This is a genomic window from Mesorhizobium sp. M0189, assembly GCF_040322135.1.
GTDB lineage: Bacteria > Pseudomonadota > Alphaproteobacteria > Rhizobiales > Rhizobiaceae > Mesorhizobium.
Window position 1 is genome coordinate 19,363 of sequence record NZ_JAMYSW010000001.1, and the last position, 19,127, is coordinate 38,489.

Consider the following 19,127-nt stretch of genomic DNA (forward strand, 5'->3'; position numbering starts at 1 on the left):
CGCCGTCTAGCTACTGCACTTCGTAACCGACTTCCTCGCTGGCGTGGCAGAGCGCCTTCCAGAACGAGCGTGCGAACGAGCGGAACACATAAATGTCGAATTGATCGGCGCCGGTGCGCTGGATCTGCGCGAAGACGTCGTGATGCATGGTCGAGCGGCCGGCGCCGATCGGGAAGGCCGGCAGCGCGAAGTCGATGGCGAAGAATTTTGCCAGGACCCACTCGGCCTTCGGCCCGGCGATACGGATCGCGGTGCGGCCGTGCGAAAGGTCGGTCACCGTACCGATAGCCGGAGTGACGACGTCGGCAAAGGCCGACGCCAATCCCTCGGCCTCATCGACCATTGTGAACTTTCCCGGCGCAAAGCCGAACACCGATCTGACGCCGTCCGTGACGCCGCCGCCGGCGCCGTCGGGCAGAGCCAGGCCGGTGACCGCATGGATGCCGGCCATCAACGCCTTCTCCTGGCCGGGCCAGGCGGCGAGCTGCAGGATCGAACCCGGCCTGGTTTCGGAGAGGATGATTTCGACACCGTGCTCGAAATTGCCATGCGAGCCTGGATGCAGCACCGGCTCAAGCGGTGATTGGCGCTCAACCATGCATGCGGCTCCCGTCCGGATCGAAGAAATGGTTGGAGACGATCTCGACCGGCCCGAACCGGTTGCGCAACGGGTCGGAGACATAAGCGCGCGTGCCGCGCCGCGCCTTGCCGCCCTTGACCAAGGCAAGCGCTATATATTTGCCGAGCGCCGGCGAATAGCAGCAAGCGGTGATGTGACCGAGCGAGCCGTGCGGATTGGCTTCGTCAAGCTCCTCGACGATGTGTGCGCCGCCGTTTAGCGGCTGGTTGTCGAGCGAAACAATACCGACGAGTTCCAGGCGGTCGGGCGCGATCAGCCCCTCGCGATCCATCATCGCCGAACCGATAAACGGCTTCTTCTTCGACAGTATCCAGTCGAGATGCAGGTCGCGCCCCGTGGTACGACCGTCGATCTCGGCGCCGGTGACGTGGCCCTTCTCGATGCGCAGGGTGCCCAGCGCCTCCAGTCCGTAGGTCACCAGCCCGAACGGCTTGCCGGCTTCGATCAGCGCCTCCCAGACATGGGTGCCGTAACCGGTGCCGGAATAGACCTCGAAGGCCATTTCGCCGGAGAAGGACAGCCGGCAGATCATCACCGGCACGCCGGCGATTTCGCCGTGGACGATGCCCATGAAGGGCAGGGCGGCATTGTCGACAGCGGTGCCGCTGACGCAAGCAGCCAATATCTGCCTGGCGTTCGGCCCGCCGATGGCGGCACCGGCCCATTGGTCGGTGACCGAGGTGACGTGGACCTTCAGCTCCGGCCAGATCACGTCGAGAAAATACTCCAGATGCTGCATTACCTTGCCGGCATTGGCGGTGGTGGTGGTCATCAGGAAATCCTGCTCGCCAAGCCGCCAGGTGGTGCCGTCGTCGAAGGCGAGGCCGTCCTCGCGCAGCATTAGCCCATAACGCGCCTTGCCGACGGCCAGCGTCGAAAACATGTTGGTGTAGACGCGGTCGAGGAATTCCGCCGCGTCCGGGCCTTGCACCGCGATCTTGCCCAGTGTCGAGACGTCGACAATGCCGGCGCTCCCGCGCGTGGCTCTCGCCTCGCGCACATAGGCCTGCTCGATCGTTTCACCGGGATGGCCGTAGATCATCGGCCGGTACCAGAGGCCGGCCGAATACATGGAGGCGCCGTTGGCGACGTGCCAGTCATGCATCGGCGTCAGCCGCTCGGGCTTCAGATCGCCGAAGCGTTCGGCGGCAAGCGAGCCGATCGACACCGCCGAAAAAGGCGGACGAAAGCGCGTCGTGCCGACCTGCGGGATCGGCTTGCCCAGCGCCTCGGCCATGATGGCGAGGCCTGGTATGTTGGAGCTCTTGCCCTGGTCGGTCGCCATGCCGAGCGTGGTGTAGCGCTTCAGATGCTCGACCGAGACGAAGCCTTCGCGGTGTGCCAGACGCACGTCGTCGGCCGTCACGTCATGCTGGAAGTCGACGAAGCTTTTTCCTGCGGCCTTGATCTCGAACACCGGTGCCGGATCGGGATCGCCAGGTGCTGCCCCGACGGCAGGCAAGGCCGCCGGCGTGGCTGTTGCGCCCGCAGCGGAAAGGCCGGCGGCGCGACCTTCGGCGATCGCCTCGGCGGTGGAGAAACTGCCGGTGAAGGCGCCGGCGCCGATCCATTGCCGTGTTGTCGGTTTCGGCGGCAGGAACGCTTGTAACGCTTCGTTCCATTCCGCTTTGGCTCCGGCCTGGCTGGCCAGATGGATGGTCGGCGACCAGCCGCCCGACATCAGCAGGCAATCGGCGTGGATGCTGCGCGCATCGCCGGAAAGCGCACCACTGGCCATGTCGAAGCGCTGCACCTTGAAGCCGGAAAGCGCCTTGCCGCCCTCGGTGGCTATCACCGCGTGGCCAGAAAAGATCTCGGCTTCGGTCTCGCCGGCCAGCTTGCGCATTTCGCTCGAAAGCTCCGGGCGCGCGTCGACGATGGCGACGACCGCGGCACCGGCCTTCTTCAACGCCAGTGCTGCGCGATAGGCGCTGTCATTGTTGGTGAACAGCGCGACCCTGTGACCCGGCAGCACGCCATATTCATTGGCATAGCGCTCGGCCGCATGCGCCAGCATCACGCCTGGCCGATCATTGCCAGGAAAGACCAAGGGACGCTCCAGGGAGCCGGTGGCCAGCACCACCGATTTGGCGCGGATGGTCCAGTAGCGATGGCGCGGCTCGCCTTTGTCCGGCGTTTCCTTATGGTCGGTGACGCGTTCGATCGCGGCAAGCGTGTTGCCGTCGTAATAGCCCCAGACGGTGGTGCGCGGCAGCAGGCGAACATTGTCATGGCCTTCGAGCTGGCCGGCGGCGCGCGCCGCCCAATCGGCGGCCGGCATGCCATCGATCGTCTCGCCCGACCAATTGGCCGAGCCGCCGAAATGCGGCTCGAGCTCGGCCAGGATGACGCGTGCACCCTGATCGGCGGCCGCCCTGGCGGCCATCAGCCCGGCCGGGCCGGAACCGACCACCAGCACGTCGCAAAACGCGTTCATGCGTTCGTAGCGCGCCGTATCGGGAGCCGTGCCTGCCTTGCCCAGGCCGGCGGCACGGCGGATGAAATGCTCGCAGAACATCCAGAAGCGCGTGCCCTTCAGCGGACCGACCACCGGTCCCATGAAGGTCTTGTAGTAGAAGCCGGCCGACAAAAGCTTGCCGCCGAGCTGGTTGATGGCATTGACGTCCCAGGCAAGCGAGGGGAAGCGGTTCTGGCTCATTGCGGCCAGCCCGTCATAGATCTCGACCATGGTGGCGGGAATGTTCGGCTCGCGAACCTCGCCCCTCAACACAGTCACGAGCGCGTTTGGCTCCTCGACGCCGGCAGTCAGCACGCCGCGCGGGCGGTGATATTTGAACGAACGCCCAAACAGGGTGACGCCGTTGGCCAGCAGCGCCGAAGCCAGCGTGTCGCCGGCATGGCCGGTATAAGGCGCGCCGTCGAAGGTGAAGCGGATGGTCCGCAGCCGGTCGATGCGGCCGCCGGTCTCGGTACGGCGCGGGCTCATGACTTGTCCTCGGCCCTGTGCCGCGCAACCGAGTTGTGGTCGCCGCGCGCGAAGGCAGTGCTGGAGATCTCGTGCGTCAGCGTGTTGCGCACCACCCTGAGATGGGCGCGGCAGCCGCCGGAATGCTGCCAGATCTCATTGTGGTCGCCGGCGGGGTTCAGCCGGTCGTAGACATAAGCGTTCCAGGCGTCGAGGTTTTGCGACGCGGGCTGTGGGCGCTGGCGATTGCCGTCGCCCTGATAGGTGAATTCGATAACGTCGCGCGGGCCGCAATAGGGGCAGGTGATGAGCATGGATCTCTTAAACTTCTCGTTTGACCATGATCTTGTCCGAAAACCGGTTTCCACTTTTCGCTGACGCGGACCTGCGGTTCGGGATCATGGCCTAATGCAGCCGGGGCGTGGCGCCCTGGCCCTTGTCGTCGATCACCATGCCACGGTAAAAGCGGTCGAGCGTGAAGGCCGCGTTGAGATCGTGCGGCTCGTCCTTGGCAATGGTCCAGGCAAAGCACCAGCCGGAAGCCGGCGTCGCCTTGAAGCCGCCATAGCACCAGCCGCAGTTGAGATACATGCCCGGCAGCGGACCGGTGGTGATGATTGGCGAGCCGTCCATCGACATGTCGCAGACGCCGCCCCATGAGCGCAGCATGCGGACGCGGGCGAGCCCCGGGAACAGCGCCAGCATCTCGCTCATCACCTCATCGACGATCGGCAGGCTGCCGCGCTGGGCGTAGCTGTTGTAGCCGTCGAGGTCGCCGCCATAGACAAGGCCGCCCTTGTCCGATTGCGACATATAGAAATGGCCCATGCCGAAGGTCAGGACCGTATCGATAAACGGTTTCAGCGATTCCGTAACGAAGGCCTGCAGCACGTGGCTCTCGATCGGCATTGTCTCGATGCCGGCAAGCCGCATGACCCGCCCGGTGCTGCCGGCCACCGCGACCGCTACCTTTTTAGCGCGGATTTCGCCGCGGGTCGTCGTGACGCCGGTGATGCGGTCGCCGTCGCGCAGGAAGCCGGTGACCTCGCAGTTTTCGACGATGTCGACGCCGCGGCGATCTGCGCCACGCGCATATCCCCAGGCGACCGCATCGTGGCGGGCGGTGCCGGCGCGTCGCTGCATCAGGCCGCCGACGATCGGGAAACGCGCCGTGGCGGAGACGTCCAGCGCCGGCACCAGGCGGGCGATCTCCGCCGTGGTCATCAGTTCCGCGTCGACGCCGAGATGGCGCATGGCGTTGCCGCGCCGGGCATAGTCGTCGAGCTGAGCAGGTGTGTGGGCGAGGTTCAGGCAGCCGCGCTGCGAGAACATGACGTTATAGTTGAGGTCATGCGACAGGTTCTCCCACAGCTTCATCGAATGTTCGTAGAAGCGCGTGTTGGCGGGCAGCAGGTAGTTGGAGCGGACGGCCGTCGTGTTGCGGCCGACATTGCCGGAACCGAGCCAGCCCTTCTCCAGCACCGCGACATTGGTGATGCCGTGCTCCTTGGCGAGATAGTAAGCGGTCGACAGGCCATGGCCGCCGCCGCCGATGACGATGACATCGTAGGACGCCTTCGGGTCGGGCTTGCGCCAGGCCGGCCTCCAGTCCTTGTTTCCGGTCAGCGCGTTCTTGAGAAGCGAAAAGGCCGAATATTCCGCCATTCTTATTGTCATCCATTTCAGGCTTGGCGGCAGACTATAGAGCAGGCGGCCAACGCAAAGCCAAGATTGCGCCATCGCTTTTCGACTCCCCGACTTCGATTGGATATGGCCGACTTCGAAAGCGGGCCGTCAGGGACGGCTTGCCCCCAGATATGTCGGTCTTTATCAAGAGCGGGCCTTTAGAACGCCTTATCGCCCGTGAGTCGCCAGACAATCATGTTTTTCCGACTGCTCCGCTTCGTTCTGGTCCTGATGCTTGTCGCCTCGGCGCCGCTTTCGTTGCGAGCGGTGGCGCAAGGGCTTGGCCAGGCGCCCGCGGGACTGGTCAGTGATCAGCAGAAAATCCTCCAGGACCTGACGACGAAGACCGACAATCTCGAAACGAAGTTCCAGCAGGACGGCGACGATGACGCCAGCCTTGTCGATATTCGGCTGCAGCTGGAAGAAATGTCGCGTGCCTCGCTCAACAGCGCGCTCGCTTTCCGGCCGCGGCTGAGCGAGATCAACAGCCGGCTAGAGCAGCTAGGCCCGCCGCCGGCCGCGGGCCAGCCGGCCGAGCCCGATATCGTGACCGGCGAACGCCAGGCGCTGGCCTCCGAAAAAGCCGAGATCAATGCCGTCATCGCCACGGCGCAAAACCTGTCGATCCGCATCAGCGGGCTGATCGAGAAGATCGGCAATATGCGCAGCGAGCTTTTCCGCAACCAGCTCACCAAGCGCTACGTGCTGTCCGATGCATTGAGCCCGGAGGTCATTTCCGATGCCAACAACGAATTTACCAGTTTCTACAAGGCGGTGTCGTCCTGGCTGAGCTTTGCCTTCAAGTTCAAGTTCCAGGCCGTTCTTGCCGCGGCCTTGATGGCGCTTGCCTTGGCCGCCGTGCTTTTCGTCGGCGGGCGGCGCCTGTTCGGCCGTGTGTTCGAAGCGGACCCCTCGGTGGAGGATCCCTCCTATCTCAGCCGGCTGTCGGTGGCGTTCTGGTCGACATTGCTGCCGACGCTGGCAGTCGGCGTCTTCCTTGCCTCGACCATTTTCTTTTTCAATTATTACAACGTCTTGCGCGGCGATATCGGCATCTTCCTGAATGCGCTGGCTGCCGTTGTCGCGGGTGTGTTCTGCGTCAACCGGCTGACCAATGCGGCGCTTGAGCCGCGACTGCCGAACTGGCGTCTGATCCCTGTCGAAACCGGCCCGGCGCGCTGGCTGGTGCGGCTGACGACGGCCATGGCCGTCGCCATCGGCATCAATTATTTCCTGTCGGTCGTGAACGACAAGATGGGCTCGCCGCTGTCGCTGACCATCGCCAGAAGCTTTGTCGCCACCATCATCGTCGGCGTCATCCTGATCCTGATGGGCCTGCTGAAGCCGTTCAAGGCCGCCGACGGGATCTGGCGGCCGTGGCCGGCGTGGCTGCGTTACACCGCCGTGGCGCTGGGGCTGTTCACCATCGCGTCGGCGCTGTTCGGCTATATCGGCCTTGCCATGTTCGTCTCGGTGCAGGTCGTGATCACCGGCACCATCCTGGTCACCGCCTATATCGGCTTCCTGTCGGCGCGGGCGATCGGCGAGGAAGGCGGCTTCGCCAATAGCTCGATCGGCCGTTGGCTATCCGCCAATTCAAGCTATGAGCCGACCGCGCTCGACCAGCTCGGCCTGGTCGTCAGCGTCGCCATCAACGTGATGATCGTGCTGGTGTTCCTGCCGCTGATCCTGTTGACGTGGGGCTTCCAGCCCGGCGACATCCAGGCTTGGGCCTACAAGCTGGCAACGGGGCTGACCATCGGCTCGGTGACGATCTCGATCACCGGCATCCTCTCAGGCGTCGTTGTCTTCATCATCGGCTATTTCCTGACGCGCTGGTTCCAGGGATGGCTGGACGGCTCGGTGATGGCGCGCGGCCGCGTCGACACCGGCGTGCGCAATTCGATCCGGCTGGCGGTCGGCTATGCCGGCGTCGCCGTCGCGGCACTGGTCGGCATCTCGGCCGCCGGCATCGACCTCTCCAGCCTCGCGCTGGTCGCCGGTGCGCTGTCCCTCGGCATCGGCTTCGGCCTGCAGAATGTCGTCTCGAACTTCGTCTCGGGCCTGATCCTGTTGGCCGAGCGGCCGTTCAAGGTCGGCGACTGGATCGTCGCCGGCGACATCAGCGGCACTGTCAAGAAGATCAGCGTGCGCGCCACCGAGATCGAGACGTTCCAACGGCAATCGGTGATCCTGCCCAATTCAAACCTGATCAACAATGCGGTCGGCAACTGGACGCACCGCAACAAGCTCGGCCGCGTCGACATCAAGGTCGGCGTTGCCTATGGTAGCGACGTCAAGCACGTGCATGGCGTCCTTTTGGAGATCGCACGCAGCCATCCGCTGGTGCTGAAGAACCCGGAACCCTTTGTGCTGTTTTCCAATTTCGGCCCGGCCGCGCTCGAATTCGAGATTCGCGTGTTCCTGGCAGACGTTCTTAGTGGCAATATCGTCCAGAACGACATCCGCTTTGCAATCTTCGATGTGTTCGCCGACCAGCATATCGAAATTCCGTCGGCGCCGCGCGCCGTCGTCGAGACCAAAAAGCACGAGGCGTGGCCGATCGACGACGACAAGATCGAAGTCGAATTCGCCGAGCGAGAGCAAGCAAAAGCACTGGCAGTGGCGGAGGCGAAACGTCTCGCCAAGTCGGGACGCAAGGTGCGGAAGCCTGATCCTGACTAGCTGTTTGGAGCTTGCCTTCAAGCCTTCGGAAACCAATTGCGGCATGAATGCGGCATTCAGTTGCCGTTCAGCTTGCATTGCATATAAGCTCACCTGCAAACGGCGAGAATGCCTTGCAAAATGCAACAGAGGCGGTGGCAACACCGATACTGCAAAATGTGGAAGTCTCTCGTCGCCGCCATCGCTTTTCTGGCCGTGGGCGGTTCGGCCCATGCCGCCAGCGCGGTCAACAAGGACGCTGAGACCCGCACGCTGATCGTGACCGAAGGCGGCGGCAAGACCGAGCTGGCGCTGGCCGCCGGCGAAACCGTGGAATTTTGCCCGAGCGGCTGTTTTGTTACCTTGCCGAATGGCGACCTCGAGGCGCTGACCGGTTCGGAGACCATTGAGATCTCGGGCGGCGTCGCGCGCATCAAGTAAAGTCGACGCCATGATTTTTTGAAGGCCGGGCAAACGCCCGGCCTTTTATTTGCTTCCGGTAATCGGCGATGAAGGTATGCACTTTTCTTCGAAGCTGCGCAGGACGGGCTCTAGCAGCGCCTTCGTACTGAGCAGGGCGAAGGCGTAGGTCTAACTGCATTCGACGGGCTGGTGGCGCGGGCTTTTTTGGCGATGTCGCAAACAGGCTGCAAGCGCGGCGCGGCGCCGCCCTATAGTCTGGCGCAATAGCATCTTGGAGTCGCGGGCAATGGCAGGGTTTCCGGAAAAGGCGAAGGTCGTCATCGTCGGGCTTGGCGGCATCGTGGGCGCATCGGTCGCCCATCACCTGATCGAGCGCGGATGGGACGATATTGTCGGCATCGACAAATCAGGCATCCCGACGGATATCGGCTCGACGGCGCATGCCTCCGACTTCTGCTACACGACCAGCCACGATTTCCTGTCGTGCTGGACGACGCTCTATTCCATCGATTTCTACGAAAAGATGGGCCATTACGCGCGCATCGGCGGCCTCGAGGTCGCCCGCGTCGGCGACGACGCCCGCATGGCGGAGATCAAGCGCAAGATCGCCTCGGCGAAGGCCTTCGGCACACGCGCCCGCCTGATCGATCCCGCCGAGATCAAGGAAAAATTCCCGCTGATCGAAGAACAGACGGTACAGGGCGGCCTGTGGGATCCCGACGCCGGCCTCGTCATCCCGCGCTCGCAGACGGTCGCCGGCAAGCTGGTCGACCAGGCGGAAGCCTCCGGCAAAGTCAGGGCGTTTGCCAATACCTCCGCCAAGTCGCTCGTCATCGAGAACGGCCGCATCAAGGCCGTGGTGACCGACCGCGGCACTATCGAAGCCGACTATGTCGTGGTCTGCACCGGAATCTGGGGACGGCTTATTGCGGAAATGGCGGGCGAGGACCTGCCCGTGATGCCGATCGACCATCCGCTTACCTTCTTCGGGCCGTACACCGAGTTCGCCGGCACCGGCAAGGAGATCGGCTGGCCGCTGCTGCGCGACCAGGGCAACTCGGCTTACATGCGCGATACCGGCGATCCCAAGACGGCCGAAGGCGGGCAGATCGAGTGGGGCTACTACGAAGAGACCAATCCGCGCCTTTGCCATCCGCGCGACATTCTCGAGAAAAACGAGGCACGGCTTTCGCCGTCGCAGCGCGATCTCGACATGGAGCAGATCATGGCGCCGCTCGAGCGCGCCATGGAACTGACGCCGATCCTGGGCGAGTTGGGCTACAATGAGAGCCATTCCTTCAACGGCCTGCTGCAGGTGACGGCGGACGGCGGCCCGTCGATGGGCGAAAGCCAGAAGGTCAGGGGCCTCTGGTATGCCGTTGCCATCTGGGTCAAGGATGGCCCGGGCATGGGCAAGCTCATCGCCGACTGGATGACGGACGGCCGCACGGCGATCGACCACCACGCCATCGACTATTCGCGCTTCTATCCGCACCAGACGAAAGAGCAGTTCATCTGGGACCGCTGCACCGAAACGGCGATGAAGGTCTACAACCCGGCGGTGCATCCGCGCGAACCCTTCTCCAAGGCCCGCAATGTCCGCCGCTCGCCCTTCTGGGAGCGCGAGAAGGAACTCGGCGGCTATTTCATGGAGCTCGGCGGCTGGGAACGCGCCCATGGCTACGCCGCCAACGAGCATTTGCTCGAGAAATACGGCAACCGGGTGCCGATGCGTCAAAACGAGTGGGACAACCGCCATTTCTGGCGCGTCTCGAATGCCGAGCATCTCGCCATGAGCGAGGATTGCGGCATCGTCAACCTGTCGCATTTCGCCATGTACGACGTCGAAGGCCCCGATCACGTCGCGCTGATGGAATGGCTGTGCGCGGCAAAGATCGGCGGCGACGGCAATATCGGCAAGGGCATCTATACCCATTTCCTCGATGAGGAAGGCATGGTGCGCGCCGACCTGACCGTCATCCGCATGGCCGACCGCTGCCGCGTGATCGACGGCGCCGATGCCGGACCGCGCGACTTCCAGTACATGCGCCGGACGGCAGAAGACAAAGGCTTCGACGTTACCGTCACCGACGTGACCGAGAAGTACGTGACCGTCGGCATCTGGGGTCCGAATGCGCGGGCGGCATTGAGCAAGGTCGTGGAAAATCCCGACGGACTGACGCCGGAGAATTTTCCCTTTGCCGCCATCAAGCCTGTCAGGATCGCCGGCAAGGACGTGACCGCCTTCCGCATCTCCTATGTCGGCGAGCAAGGCTGGGAACTGCATATGCGCTACGAGGACGGCCTGGCCGTCTGGGACGCCCTGCGGTCGACCGGCGTAATGGCCTTTGGCGTCGAGACCTATGCCAACAGCCGCCGCATGGAGAAGAGCCTGCGCCTGCAGAACGCGGATCTCTTGACCGAGTACAATCTGCTGGAGGCTGATCTTGCCCGGCCGAAGGTCAAGGAGGCCGATTTCTGCGGCAAGGCAAAGCATCTGGAATATCGCGCCCGGGCGCATCAGCCGGCCATGCTTTGCACCCTTGTGATGACGGACAATACCGATTCCAACGGCGTTCCCCGCTATCCGGTCGGCACGATGCCGGTGATGGACCCGCAAACCGGTGAGACGCTGGTCGACGAGCTCGGCCGTCGGTCGTTCACGACCTCGGTGGCCTATGGTCCGACCCTCGGCAAGAATATCGCGCTCGCCTACCTGCCCTGGGCTTATTGCCAGGAGAGCCGCAAGTTGAGCGTCGAATATTTCGGCGAGAAATACCCGGTCGAAGTGGCCGCCGTCGGCTACAGGCCGCTCTACGACCCGGAGAACCTCAATCCGCGCAGCTGAACTTAGAGACGTGCTCGCAAAAACGTGACTGGAACAGCCGCGCTCTCGGCCGGGCTTTCCTCTTTGTCGGTCGTCGATTTTAGCTTACCGTGCGGCATGTCTGCTTTTGCCTGTGCAAGACATCTCGTCTCGGGTGCCGCCGCGCTGGCGTCGGTGCTATGGCCGGCGGCAATCTCCCGCGCCGCCGAGCCGGTTGACGTCGAACTGGTGCTGGCAGTCGACGTGTCCTTGTCCATGTCGCCCGACGAGCTCGAAATCCAGCGCCACGGCTATGCGGCGGCGCTGACGCACGACGACGTGCTGCAGGCAATCGGCGACGGCGCTCACGGCAAGATTGCCGTCACCTACGTCGAATGGGCAGGCGCGACCTGGCAGCAGGTCGTTGTGCCGTGGACGGTAATCGCCAACCGTGCCGACGCCGAGCGGCTGGCAGCGCAGCTTTCCGCTCATCCGCCGGCCAGTGCCAGGCGCACCTCCATCTCCGGCGCGCTGGAATTCGCCAGCGATCTGTTCGCCGAAAGCGGCTTCCAGGGCGTCAAGCGGGTGATCGACATTTCGGGCGACGGCCCCAACAACCAGGGCGCACCTGTCGACATCACCCGCGACGCCGTGATCAAGCAGGGCATCACTGTCAACGGCCTGCCGCTGATGACCAAGGGCGGCGGGTTCAGCAGCGCTTACGATGTCAACAATCTCGACCGTTACTACAGCGATTGCGTCATCGGTGGGCCAGGTTCCTTCATGATCCCGGTCAATGACTGGACGCAGTTTCCGGAGGCCATCCGCCGCAAGCTGGTGCTGGAGCTTGCCGGTCCGGCCTCGCCGCAGCGAGCGACGGAAGAGGCGGCGCATCCGCCATTGGTGCTGGCACAGGACATCCCCGTCACCGACTGTCTGGTCGGCGAAAAAATGTGGCGCGACCGCAGCTGGATGTACAACAGCCGCTGATGGCGAAGTTTGCTGCCGGCGGCCACATACCGCAGTGCAGCATCGGCTTCATTGACAAGCCTGCGGGCGTCTGTGACACAATTCCCATCCGAACAAAAAAGGGGAACCGACATGAACAGGATCGGAATTCTTGCCACAGGCTTGGCGCTTGCCGCTGGGTTGTGCGCGCCGGCGATAGCCGCCACATCGGTCAGCATCGGCATCAGCGGATGGACGGGCTTTGCGCCGCTGACGCTCGCCAAGCAGGCCGGCATTTTCGAAAAGCATGGCCTCGACGTCACCTTGAAGAAGGTGCCGCAAGCCAGCCGGCCGCTCGCCATCGCCAGCGGCGACCTGCAATGCGCCGCCACCACGGTCGAGACCTGGCTGGTCTGGAACGCCAACGGTGTGACGACTAAGCAGATATTCCAGCTCGACAAGTCCTACGGCGCCGACGGCATCGTCGCCCGCAACGACATCAAGACCGTTGCCGACCTCAAGGGTAAGTCGGTTGCGTCATCGGCGCCGGGCACGTCGCCCTATTTCATGCTGGCCTGGGTGCTCAACAAGAACGGCATGTCGACCAAGGACGTGACGGTCGTCAATCTGGAGCCGGATGCGGCGGCGCAGGCGTTTCTTGCCGGACAGAACGATGCGGCAGTCACCTACGAGCCGTTCATCTCGGCGGTGCGCGAAAAATCCGACCAGGGCCATATCCTTGTGACCACTCTCGACTATCCGATGGTGCTCGACACGGTCGGCTGCACGCCGGAGTTCCTCAAGGCCAATCCGGATGCGGCCAAGGCGCTTGCCGACAGCTATTTCGAGGCACTCGCCCTGATCAAGAGCGATCCGGCGAAATCCTATGAGACCATGGGCGCCGACGTGAAGCAGTCGGCCAAGGAGTTCGAAGAGTCGGCCAAATATCTGAAATGGGCGGACAAGGCCGAAAACAAGCAGTTCTTCACCAAGGAATTCCAGGACTTTTCCAAGACTGCCGGCGAGCTTCTGCTGCAGATGGGACTGATCAAAGAAGCGCCCGACGTCTCGACATTGGCCGACACCAGCGCCGTCGCGGACTGACCGGCAGAATTGTCGCCCGGCGGCGGCGCCCTGCGCCGCCGCCTTTTCATTCAGATCAAAGGACGGTTGACGATGCCGCGCCCCTTGCATCCGGTCTCGCCGGGCATTCGAACCGTGCTCGGCATCTCGTTCTTCGTGCTGTTCGTGGCGTTCTGGGCATGGATCACGCTTGGCGGCCACGTCAATCGCATCTTCCTTGCCGATCCGCTTTCGATGCTGAGAGACGGCTGGCGGCTGCTGGTCGAGGACCGCTTCTGGCTCGACATCCTCATCACCATCTGGCGCGTCTTCGGCGGGTTTCTGATGGCGGCCATCGTGGCCGTGCCGCTCGGCATCGTGATGGGGGCCTGGAAGCCGGTGGAAGCGTTCCTGGAGCCGTTCGTCTCCTTCGCCCGCTATCTGCCGGCATCGGCCTTCATCCCGCTGCTCATCCTATGGGCGGGTGTCGGCGAGCTCGAAAAACTACTAGTGATCTTCGTCGGCTCGGTATTCCAGATCATCCTGATCATCGCGGTCAAGGTCGGCGGCACACGGCGCGACCTGGTCGAGGCGGCCTACACGCTTGGCTCGTCCGACAACGGCATCGTGCGGCGCGTGATCATGCCGGCCAATGCGCCGGAGATTGCCGAGACCCTGCGCCTGGTGCTCGGCTGGGCCTGGACCTATGTCATCGTCGCCGAGCTGATCGGCTCGTCGTCGGGCATCGGTTACATGATCATCAACAGCCAATCGCGGCTGGCGACGGGGCAGATCATCTTCGGCATCATCGTCATCGGCCTGATTGGGCTGTTGTCCGATTTCGCCTTCAAGGCGCTCAACCGTTGGCTGTTTCCATGGAGCCTGGCGTGAGCAAGCTTCTTATTGAAGGCGTCTCGCGCACGTTTGCCGGTGTCGGCGGCGGGCAACCGGTCCAGGCGCTGATGCCGATCGATCTGGCGGTCGCCGCCAACGACTTCATCACCATCCTCGGGCCGTCCGGCTGTGGAAAATCGACGCTGCTCAGGATCGTCGCCGGCCTCGAAGCGCCGAGTGAGGGCCGCGTGTTGCTCGACGGCAAGGCGGTGGACCGGCCGGGTCCAGACCGTGGCATGGTTTTCCAGTCCTATACGCTGTTCCCGTGGCTGACGGTCGCCGAGAACATCGCCTTCGGCCTGCGCGAACGTGGAGTGGCCGAGCGCGAGCGCAGCGACATCGTCGCGTCCTATGTCGATCTGGTCGGTCTGAAAGGTTTTGAGAACCATTGGCCGAAGCAGCTTTCCGGCGGCATGCAGCAACGCACGGCGATTGCCCGGGCACTGGCCAACGATCCGGAGATCCTGCTGCTCGACGAGCCGTTCGGCGCACTCGACAACCAGACCCGCGGGCTGATGCAGGAACTGCTTCTCGGCATCTGGGAGCGCCGGCAAAAGACGGTGCTGTTCGTCACCCACGACATCGAGGAGGCGATCTTCATGGCGTCGCGCGTGGTGGTGATGACGGCGCGGCCCGGCCGCATCAAGTCGGACGTTGCCGTCGACCTGCCGCATCCGCGCCACTATACGCTGAAGACCAGCCCGGAGTTTTCGGCACTGAAGGCGCGGCTGACGGAAGACATCCGCGTCGAGGCAATGCGCACGGCCGAAGCGCATTAACTCAGTGGACTTTCTTCAGCTGATGGCTCGGATCAAGCCGCCAGAAGCTGCTTGCGGTCGACGCGTTCTTGTTGCGGCGAGCGGGCATAGAGTTCGCGATAGCATTTGGAGAAATGCGAGGCGGAAACAAAGCCGCAGGCGACTGCCACTTCGACCACCGGCAACGACGACTGGATCAGCAGGTGCCGGGCGCGGTCGAGGCGGATTTCCAGATAGTAACGGGCAGGGGAGCGCCCCATCTCGGTGCGGAACAGGCGCTCGATCTGCCGGCGCGACAGGTCGACATGGTCAGCGATCTCGATCAGCGAGAGCGGCTCGGAGAGATTGGCCTCCATCAGCTCGATAATGGTCAGAACCTTGGAATTCTGCACGCCGAGACGGGCGCGTAGCGGCAGGCGCTGGCGGTCGGTCGGGCTGCGCACGCGATCGGTCAGCACCTGCTCGCAGACGCGGTTGACGAGGCTCTCGTCGAAATCGTCGCCGATCAGCTTCAGCATCATGTCGAGCGCGGCGGTGCCGCCGGCGCAGGTGTAGATGTTCTGGTCGATCTCGAAGAGGTCGGCGAAGACATTGGCCTTGGGGAACGCCTCGGAAAAGCCCGGCAGGTTCTCCCAATGGATGGCGCAGCGCTTGTTGGACAGCAGGCCGGCGGCGGCCAGGATATGCGCGCCGGTGCACAGGCCACCGACGGCAACGCCGCGATTGTACTCCTCGCGCAGCCAGGCAAAGGCCGATTTGTTCTGGTAGCGCTCGACATTGATGCCGCTGCAGACGATGGCCATGTTCGGCCGGTCCGGTCCGGACATTTTCTTGCGCTCTTCCTCCAGCGAGGTGTTGACGGCGCATTCGACGCCATTCGAGGCGCGCACCGGCTTGCCGTCGATGCTGGCGAGCCGCCAGCGATAGGCTTCATAGCCGAGCATGCGGTTGGCCGAACGCAACGGATCAAGCGCCGTCGCGAAGGCGATCATGGTGAAATCGGGGATCAGGAAGAATACAAACGATCGCCGGATCGGGTGCTTTACGACGTTCACGGGTAGATCCTCACGCTGCAATGGCGCGAACAGGATGTCGCGATCAGCATAGCGACATCAGGAAAAACGTTTCCTGTCAATTGGCTAGATGGCAACGGAAAGACTTTATTTGCGACATGGGTCGCAAATGGGCAATCGCTATGCGGCGAAGGGCACAACGTGCCGCCGGATTGTCCAAACGAGCCGAACAGTCTGCGCACACGAAAACGCCGCCTCGGCAAAGCCGAAGCGGCGCTGGATCGACTTCGAAGCAGCGCTAGGCTGCTTCTGCCAAGATTTGCTGTTTCAGGCGACAAAGCCGAGGCGCGCGGCGGCCATGGCACCGGTCTGGCCAGGCATGGTGTTAGCCAGGCGCTGGCGCTCGAGCGCGGTCGTCAGGTTCATTTCGCGGCGGGCAAAGAGGCGGGCAAAAAGCTTCATGATCATCTCCATTCGGTTGCTCAGACGGGTCGCCTTCGCTTGATGGAGTGGGGCAGCTCGTTTGTTGATGATGATATAGGCTTAGGTGAGGGGAAACTAAATCGCAAAAGCGAAGCACTTGATATGAAAAGCGACACGGAATGCCACAAATTTGGGCATTCTGCCCAGGATTTACGATTATTTACAACGTGTTGATTGCCGGCGCGGGCTGCTATGCGACTTGCTCATATGCGTCATGCGGCGGCGACATGGCTCGGGGAAATCATTTGAATACAAACAAAAAGGCCTGCCGGGCTGATCTGCGCGGCAGGCCTTCAGCTGTTGATACACACGGTTACTTTGCTCCGGCCCAAGATCCCACACCATGGCGAGTGCCAGTCTTGGCATCGGCAGCTTCGGGCCAGCCGATATCCTTCTGCAGTTCAATCGGCAGCGCGCGGATGGCGCGTTCCGTCTGGTAGCGGGCACGGGCCTCGCTGAACTCGGTCGCGATCCGACCGATGGATGACAGGATAGACATCTCATTCTCCTTCGCGTTGGGCCGGGATTGTCCCGGCGCTTGCAGCGTCAGGCGGTACACCGGGTTTGTTTCAGCTTCATTTCGTGTCGATTGCAGGTCCGTGTCATGGTTGTTTCGGGACCACTTCTACGTGTCTTGCCTTCGATGGAGTTGACTATCCTCCCAAACTGATGTTCAATCAAACGAAATGGAATGATGGTTTGCATCAGAAAAATTGAAGGTCGCTTCCCATGAACGCCCCACTCAATCATCCACTGCCGCTGCTCGATCTCGATGTTCTGCGCACTTTCGTCGCAATCGCCGAGACCGGCAGTTTCACCACTGCGGCCAATGCGGTCTTCCGCACGCCGTCGGCCGTCTCCATGCAGATCAAGAAGCTGGAGGACATTCTCGGCCGCTCGGTGTTCGCGCGCGACGCCCGTTCGGTGACGCTGACCACCGATGGCGAGATGCTGCTCGGCTATGCGCGCCGGCTGCTGTCGATCAATCGCGAGGTGGTGTCGAAGTTCATCATTCCAGACATTGTCGGGGTGGTGCGGCTCGGCTCGCCGGACGATTACGGCGAACGTGTGCTGCCGCATGTGCTGAAGCGGTTCGCACAATCGCATCCATCGATCGCAGTCGACGTCACCATCGACCAGAGCGTCAATTTGCGCCGGCGCATGGACGACCGGGCGCTCGACATCACGCTGCTCACCAACTCCTACAAGACCAGCGCGATCGGCGCCGAAGTGCTGCTCACAGAGCCGATCGTCTGGGCCGGTGCCAAGGGCGGTTGCGCGCATCTGCGCGAGCCGCTGCCGGTCTCATTGTGGGAAGAGGGCTGTGCCTGGCGGGCAGGGGCATTGGAGGCGCTTGGCCGCGAGGGCCGCAACTACCGCATCGCCTATATGAGCGCACACACGGCCGGCCAGCGCGCCGCGATCATGGCGGATCTTGCAGTCGCGCCGCTGCCGAAATCGTTCCTCGGCAGTGACATGGTCGAGTTGTGCCCGAAGGACGGTATGCCTGACATCGGCACCTACAATCTCGCCATGGTGGTGACGCCAGACGCCAGCGCGCCGGTGAAGGCAGTCGCCGACCATATCCGCGCGACGTTTGAGATGTTCAGGGAAACTGGGAAGTTCTGACCCAAACTACGACCTGAGCGGCGCAACCAGATCGCGAGGGGTTCCGTCGCGGTCTGTCCTCTGCAGCGACAACACGCCTGCCGTGGCATGATAACTGTCAGTTTCGTTGGTCAAGAAGGCCACTATACTGTCCCGCGCGCGTCGCGCCTCCGGCATGTCGATCAACGGCCAGACATGGAACATGCCTTGCTCGTGGACGACCTCAATTTCGACGCCGGCCGCGCGTGCCTTTTCAGCGAAGATCAGATTGTCGGGGGTGAGCAGATCGCGTGAACCGGTCAGCAGCAACGTTTTGGGCAGCACCGACAGGTCGCCGTAAACCGGGCTGATGCGCCAGTCGGTGGGATCTATACCGGCGCTGTAAAGCCGGATCGCCTCGCGGCCGCCAGCAATGCCCAGCCACGGATCGTTGCGTTCAGCCTCATACATTTCTGGGTTGGCGAGCGACACGTCGAGGCCGGGCGAAATCAGCACGTGGCGTGATGGCAAGGGCAGGCCGTCTTGCGCAGCCATCATGGTCAGCACGACGGCCATGTTTCCGCCGGCGGAATCGCCCATGAAGATGATGTCATTCGCCCCGGTTTCGCCGAACATCTGGCGGTAGACGGCGCCGACCATGCCGAACATGGCGTGGAAATCGTGTTCGGGAGCAATGGGATAGATCGGCACAGTGATGCCGAACCCGAGACGGTCGGCCATGTCCGCGATCAGCCGCCAATGATAGGGTGTGATTTCAAAGACGTAAGCGCCGCCGTGCAGGTAGAGAATCCGCCTCCGCTCGCCAGCCTTGGGCGCGATCTCGTAGACGGGGAAGCCGCTGATCGTGCGGGTTGTGATCTCCAGGCGCGACTGCAGCGACGCAGGCGGCTGATGGTTTTCAGTCTTGCGCGCATAGGCGATCCAGCGCTGCAGGTTCTCCGGGCTGGAAAACGCCTTCTTGCGGCTGTACCTGAGGACGAACGACACGACGTGGCTTTTGAGGCTGGGCATACAGATACACGGACTTCGGCTGAGCCGACTAAGAGAACCCCCGACTATTTCGAAGATTGTGTCGCCACCAAAAAAGTCAAGATTTATGCGATCTCAACACGGTGGTTTGATCCCGGCCGGCGACAAAGTGTCCGGCCTATGGAGTCCCTGGCCCAGCGGCGCAGCTCAACGCCGGGGCAGTAATGCGGCGCGCAGCCAATTGCTG

At 62.9% G+C, this 19,127-nt stretch carries 16 protein-coding genes; 8 read left to right on the plus strand and 8 right to left on the minus strand.

Annotated elements, in window-relative coordinates; translation table 11 throughout:
• Positions 1-10: 10 nt before the first annotated feature.
• The 4 genes from NKJ09_RS00090 to NKJ09_RS00105 all read right to left on the minus strand — a co-directional run bounded on the left by NKJ09_RS00090 (position 11) and on the right by NKJ09_RS00105 (position 5,231).
• Entirely contained in the window at positions 11-598 is a 588-nt protein-coding gene (locus NKJ09_RS00090) for a sarcosine oxidase subunit gamma (RefSeq protein WP_352484514.1), read from the minus strand.
• Positions 591-3,587, minus strand: a complete 2,997-nt coding sequence (locus NKJ09_RS00095) for a sarcosine oxidase subunit alpha (RefSeq protein ID WP_352495941.1) — start codon at positions 3,585-3,587, stop codon at positions 591-593. Before NKJ09_RS00095 ends, NKJ09_RS00090 begins: the two co-directional genes overlap by 8 nt.
• Positions 3,584-3,880 (minus strand): sarcosine oxidase subunit delta, encoded by a 297-nt coding sequence (locus tag NKJ09_RS00100; RefSeq protein WP_023719917.1) that lies wholly within the window; start codon positions 3,878-3,880, stop codon positions 3,584-3,586. Before NKJ09_RS00100 ends, NKJ09_RS00095 begins: the two co-directional genes overlap by 4 nt.
• A 91-nt stretch (positions 3,881-3,971) precedes the next feature.
• On the minus strand, positions 3,972-5,231 hold the full coding sequence (locus tag NKJ09_RS00105; protein ID WP_023719918.1) for a sarcosine oxidase subunit beta: 1,260 nt from the start codon (positions 5,229-5,231) through the stop codon (positions 3,972-3,974).
• Between the two features lie 216 nt (positions 5,232-5,447).
• Between NKJ09_RS00105 and NKJ09_RS00110 the strand changes: the two genes are divergently transcribed.
• The 7 genes from NKJ09_RS00110 to NKJ09_RS00140 all read left to right on the plus strand — a co-directional run bounded on the left by NKJ09_RS00110 (position 5,448) and on the right by NKJ09_RS00140 (position 14,828).
• Complete coding sequence (locus NKJ09_RS00110) at positions 5,448-7,937, plus strand: mechanosensitive ion channel family protein (protein WP_352484517.1); 2,490 nt, start codon at positions 5,448-5,450, stop codon at positions 7,935-7,937.
• Between the two features lie 156 nt (positions 7,938-8,093).
• A complete protein-coding gene (locus tag NKJ09_RS00115; protein WP_023676533.1) occupies positions 8,094-8,357 on the plus strand; it encodes a hypothetical protein in 264 nt (87 codons plus the stop codon).
• A gap of 268 nt (positions 8,358-8,625) precedes the next feature.
• Entirely contained in the window at positions 8,626-11,187 is a 2,562-nt protein-coding gene (locus NKJ09_RS00120; protein WP_352495942.1) for a GcvT family protein, read from the plus strand.
• Between the two features lie 96 nt (positions 11,188-11,283).
• On the plus strand, positions 11,284-12,135 hold the full coding sequence (locus tag NKJ09_RS00125) for a DUF1194 domain-containing protein (RefSeq protein WP_352495943.1): 852 nt from the start codon (positions 11,284-11,286) through the stop codon (positions 12,133-12,135).
• A 111-nt stretch (positions 12,136-12,246) separates the two neighbouring features.
• Complete coding sequence (locus NKJ09_RS00130) at positions 12,247-13,197, plus strand: ABC transporter substrate-binding protein (protein WP_352495944.1); 951 nt, start codon at positions 12,247-12,249, stop codon at positions 13,195-13,197.
• 72 nt (positions 13,198-13,269) lie between these two features.
• Positions 13,270-14,046 carry an ABC transporter permease gene (locus tag NKJ09_RS00135; RefSeq protein WP_352484520.1) on the plus strand — a complete coding sequence of 259 codons (777 nt, stop codon included), beginning with the start codon at positions 13,270-13,272 and terminating at the stop codon, positions 14,044-14,046.
• Positions 14,043-14,828: an ABC transporter ATP-binding protein gene (locus tag NKJ09_RS00140; protein WP_352495945.1), complete on the plus strand. Its 786-nt coding sequence runs from the start codon at positions 14,043-14,045 to the stop codon at positions 14,826-14,828. The genes NKJ09_RS00135 and NKJ09_RS00140 overlap by 4 nt, the downstream gene beginning before the upstream one ends.
• A 32-nt stretch (positions 14,829-14,860) precedes the next feature.
• On the opposite strand, the gene NKJ09_RS00145 is transcribed toward NKJ09_RS00140, so the two are convergent.
• The 3 genes from NKJ09_RS00145 to NKJ09_RS00155 all read right to left on the minus strand — a co-directional run bounded on the left by NKJ09_RS00145 (position 14,861) and on the right by NKJ09_RS00155 (position 16,802).
• Positions 14,861-15,799, minus strand: coding sequence for a GlxA family transcriptional regulator (locus NKJ09_RS00145; protein ID WP_302895626.1), 939 nt, complete (start codon positions 15,797-15,799; stop codon positions 14,861-14,863).
• 348 nt (positions 15,800-16,147) lie between these two features.
• Positions 16,148-16,294, minus strand: coding sequence for a hypothetical protein (locus NKJ09_RS00150; RefSeq protein WP_198030510.1), 147 nt, complete (start codon positions 16,292-16,294; stop codon positions 16,148-16,150).
• Between the two features lie 322 nt (positions 16,295-16,616).
• Positions 16,617-16,802 carry a hypothetical protein gene (locus NKJ09_RS00155; protein WP_023719925.1) on the minus strand — a complete coding sequence of 62 codons (186 nt, stop codon included), beginning with the start codon at positions 16,800-16,802 and terminating at the stop codon, positions 16,617-16,619.
• A 230-nt stretch (positions 16,803-17,032) separates the two neighbouring features.
• Here NKJ09_RS00155 and NKJ09_RS00160 point away from each other — a divergent pair, with 230 nt between their 5' ends.
• Positions 17,033-17,932: a LysR substrate-binding domain-containing protein gene (locus NKJ09_RS00160; protein WP_023676521.1), complete on the plus strand. Its 900-nt coding sequence runs from the start codon at positions 17,033-17,035 to the stop codon at positions 17,930-17,932.
• Between the two features lie 6 nt (positions 17,933-17,938).
• Here the strand turns inward: NKJ09_RS00160 and NKJ09_RS00165 are convergent, their stop codons facing one another.
• Complete coding sequence (locus NKJ09_RS00165; protein ID WP_023719926.1) at positions 17,939-18,922, minus strand: alpha/beta hydrolase; 984 nt, start codon at positions 18,920-18,922, stop codon at positions 17,939-17,941.
• Positions 18,923-19,127 lie beyond the last annotated feature (205 nt).

Bases quoted from the DNA above. Each gene is read 5' to 3' on its own strand.
- NKJ09_RS00090 (WP_352484514.1), bottom strand. From the start codon at position 598: ATGGTTGAGCGCCAATCACCGCTTGAGCCGGTGCTGCATCCAGGCTCG.
- NKJ09_RS00095 (WP_352495941.1), bottom strand. From the start codon at position 3,587: ATGAGCCCGCGCCGTACCGAGACCGGCGGCCGCATCGACCGGCTGCGG.
- NKJ09_RS00100 (WP_023719917.1), bottom strand. From the start codon at position 3,880: ATGCTCATCACCTGCCCCTATTGCGGCCCGCGCGACGTTATCGAATTC.
- NKJ09_RS00105 (WP_023719918.1), bottom strand. From the start codon at position 5,231: ATGGCGGAATATTCGGCCTTTTCGCTTCTCAAGAACGCGCTGACCGGA.
- NKJ09_RS00110 (WP_352484517.1), top strand. From the start codon at position 5,448: ATGTTTTTCCGACTGCTCCGCTTCGTTCTGGTCCTGATGCTTGTCGCC.
- NKJ09_RS00115 (WP_023676533.1), top strand. From the start codon at position 8,094: ATGTGGAAGTCTCTCGTCGCCGCCATCGCTTTTCTGGCCGTGGGCGGT.
- NKJ09_RS00120 (WP_352495942.1), top strand. From the start codon at position 8,626: ATGGCAGGGTTTCCGGAAAAGGCGAAGGTCGTCATCGTCGGGCTTGGC.
- NKJ09_RS00125 (WP_352495943.1), top strand. From the start codon at position 11,284: ATGTCTGCTTTTGCCTGTGCAAGACATCTCGTCTCGGGTGCCGCCGCG.
- NKJ09_RS00130 (WP_352495944.1), top strand. From the start codon at position 12,247: ATGAACAGGATCGGAATTCTTGCCACAGGCTTGGCGCTTGCCGCTGGG.
- NKJ09_RS00135 (WP_352484520.1), top strand. From the start codon at position 13,270: ATGCCGCGCCCCTTGCATCCGGTCTCGCCGGGCATTCGAACCGTGCTC.
- NKJ09_RS00145 (WP_302895626.1), bottom strand. From the start codon at position 15,799: ATGATCGCCTTCGCGACGGCGCTTGATCCGTTGCGTTCGGCCAACCGC.
- NKJ09_RS00150 (WP_198030510.1), bottom strand. From the start codon at position 16,294: ATGGAGATGATCATGAAGCTTTTTGCCCGCCTCTTTGCCCGCCGCGAA.
- NKJ09_RS00155 (WP_023719925.1), bottom strand. From the start codon at position 16,802: ATGTCTATCCTGTCATCCATCGGTCGGATCGCGACCGAGTTCAGCGAG.
- NKJ09_RS00160 (WP_023676521.1), top strand. From the start codon at position 17,033: ATGAACGCCCCACTCAATCATCCACTGCCGCTGCTCGATCTCGATGTT.
- NKJ09_RS00165 (WP_023719926.1), bottom strand. From the start codon at position 18,922: ATGCCCAGCCTCAAAAGCCACGTCGTGTCGTTCGTCCTCAGGTACAGC.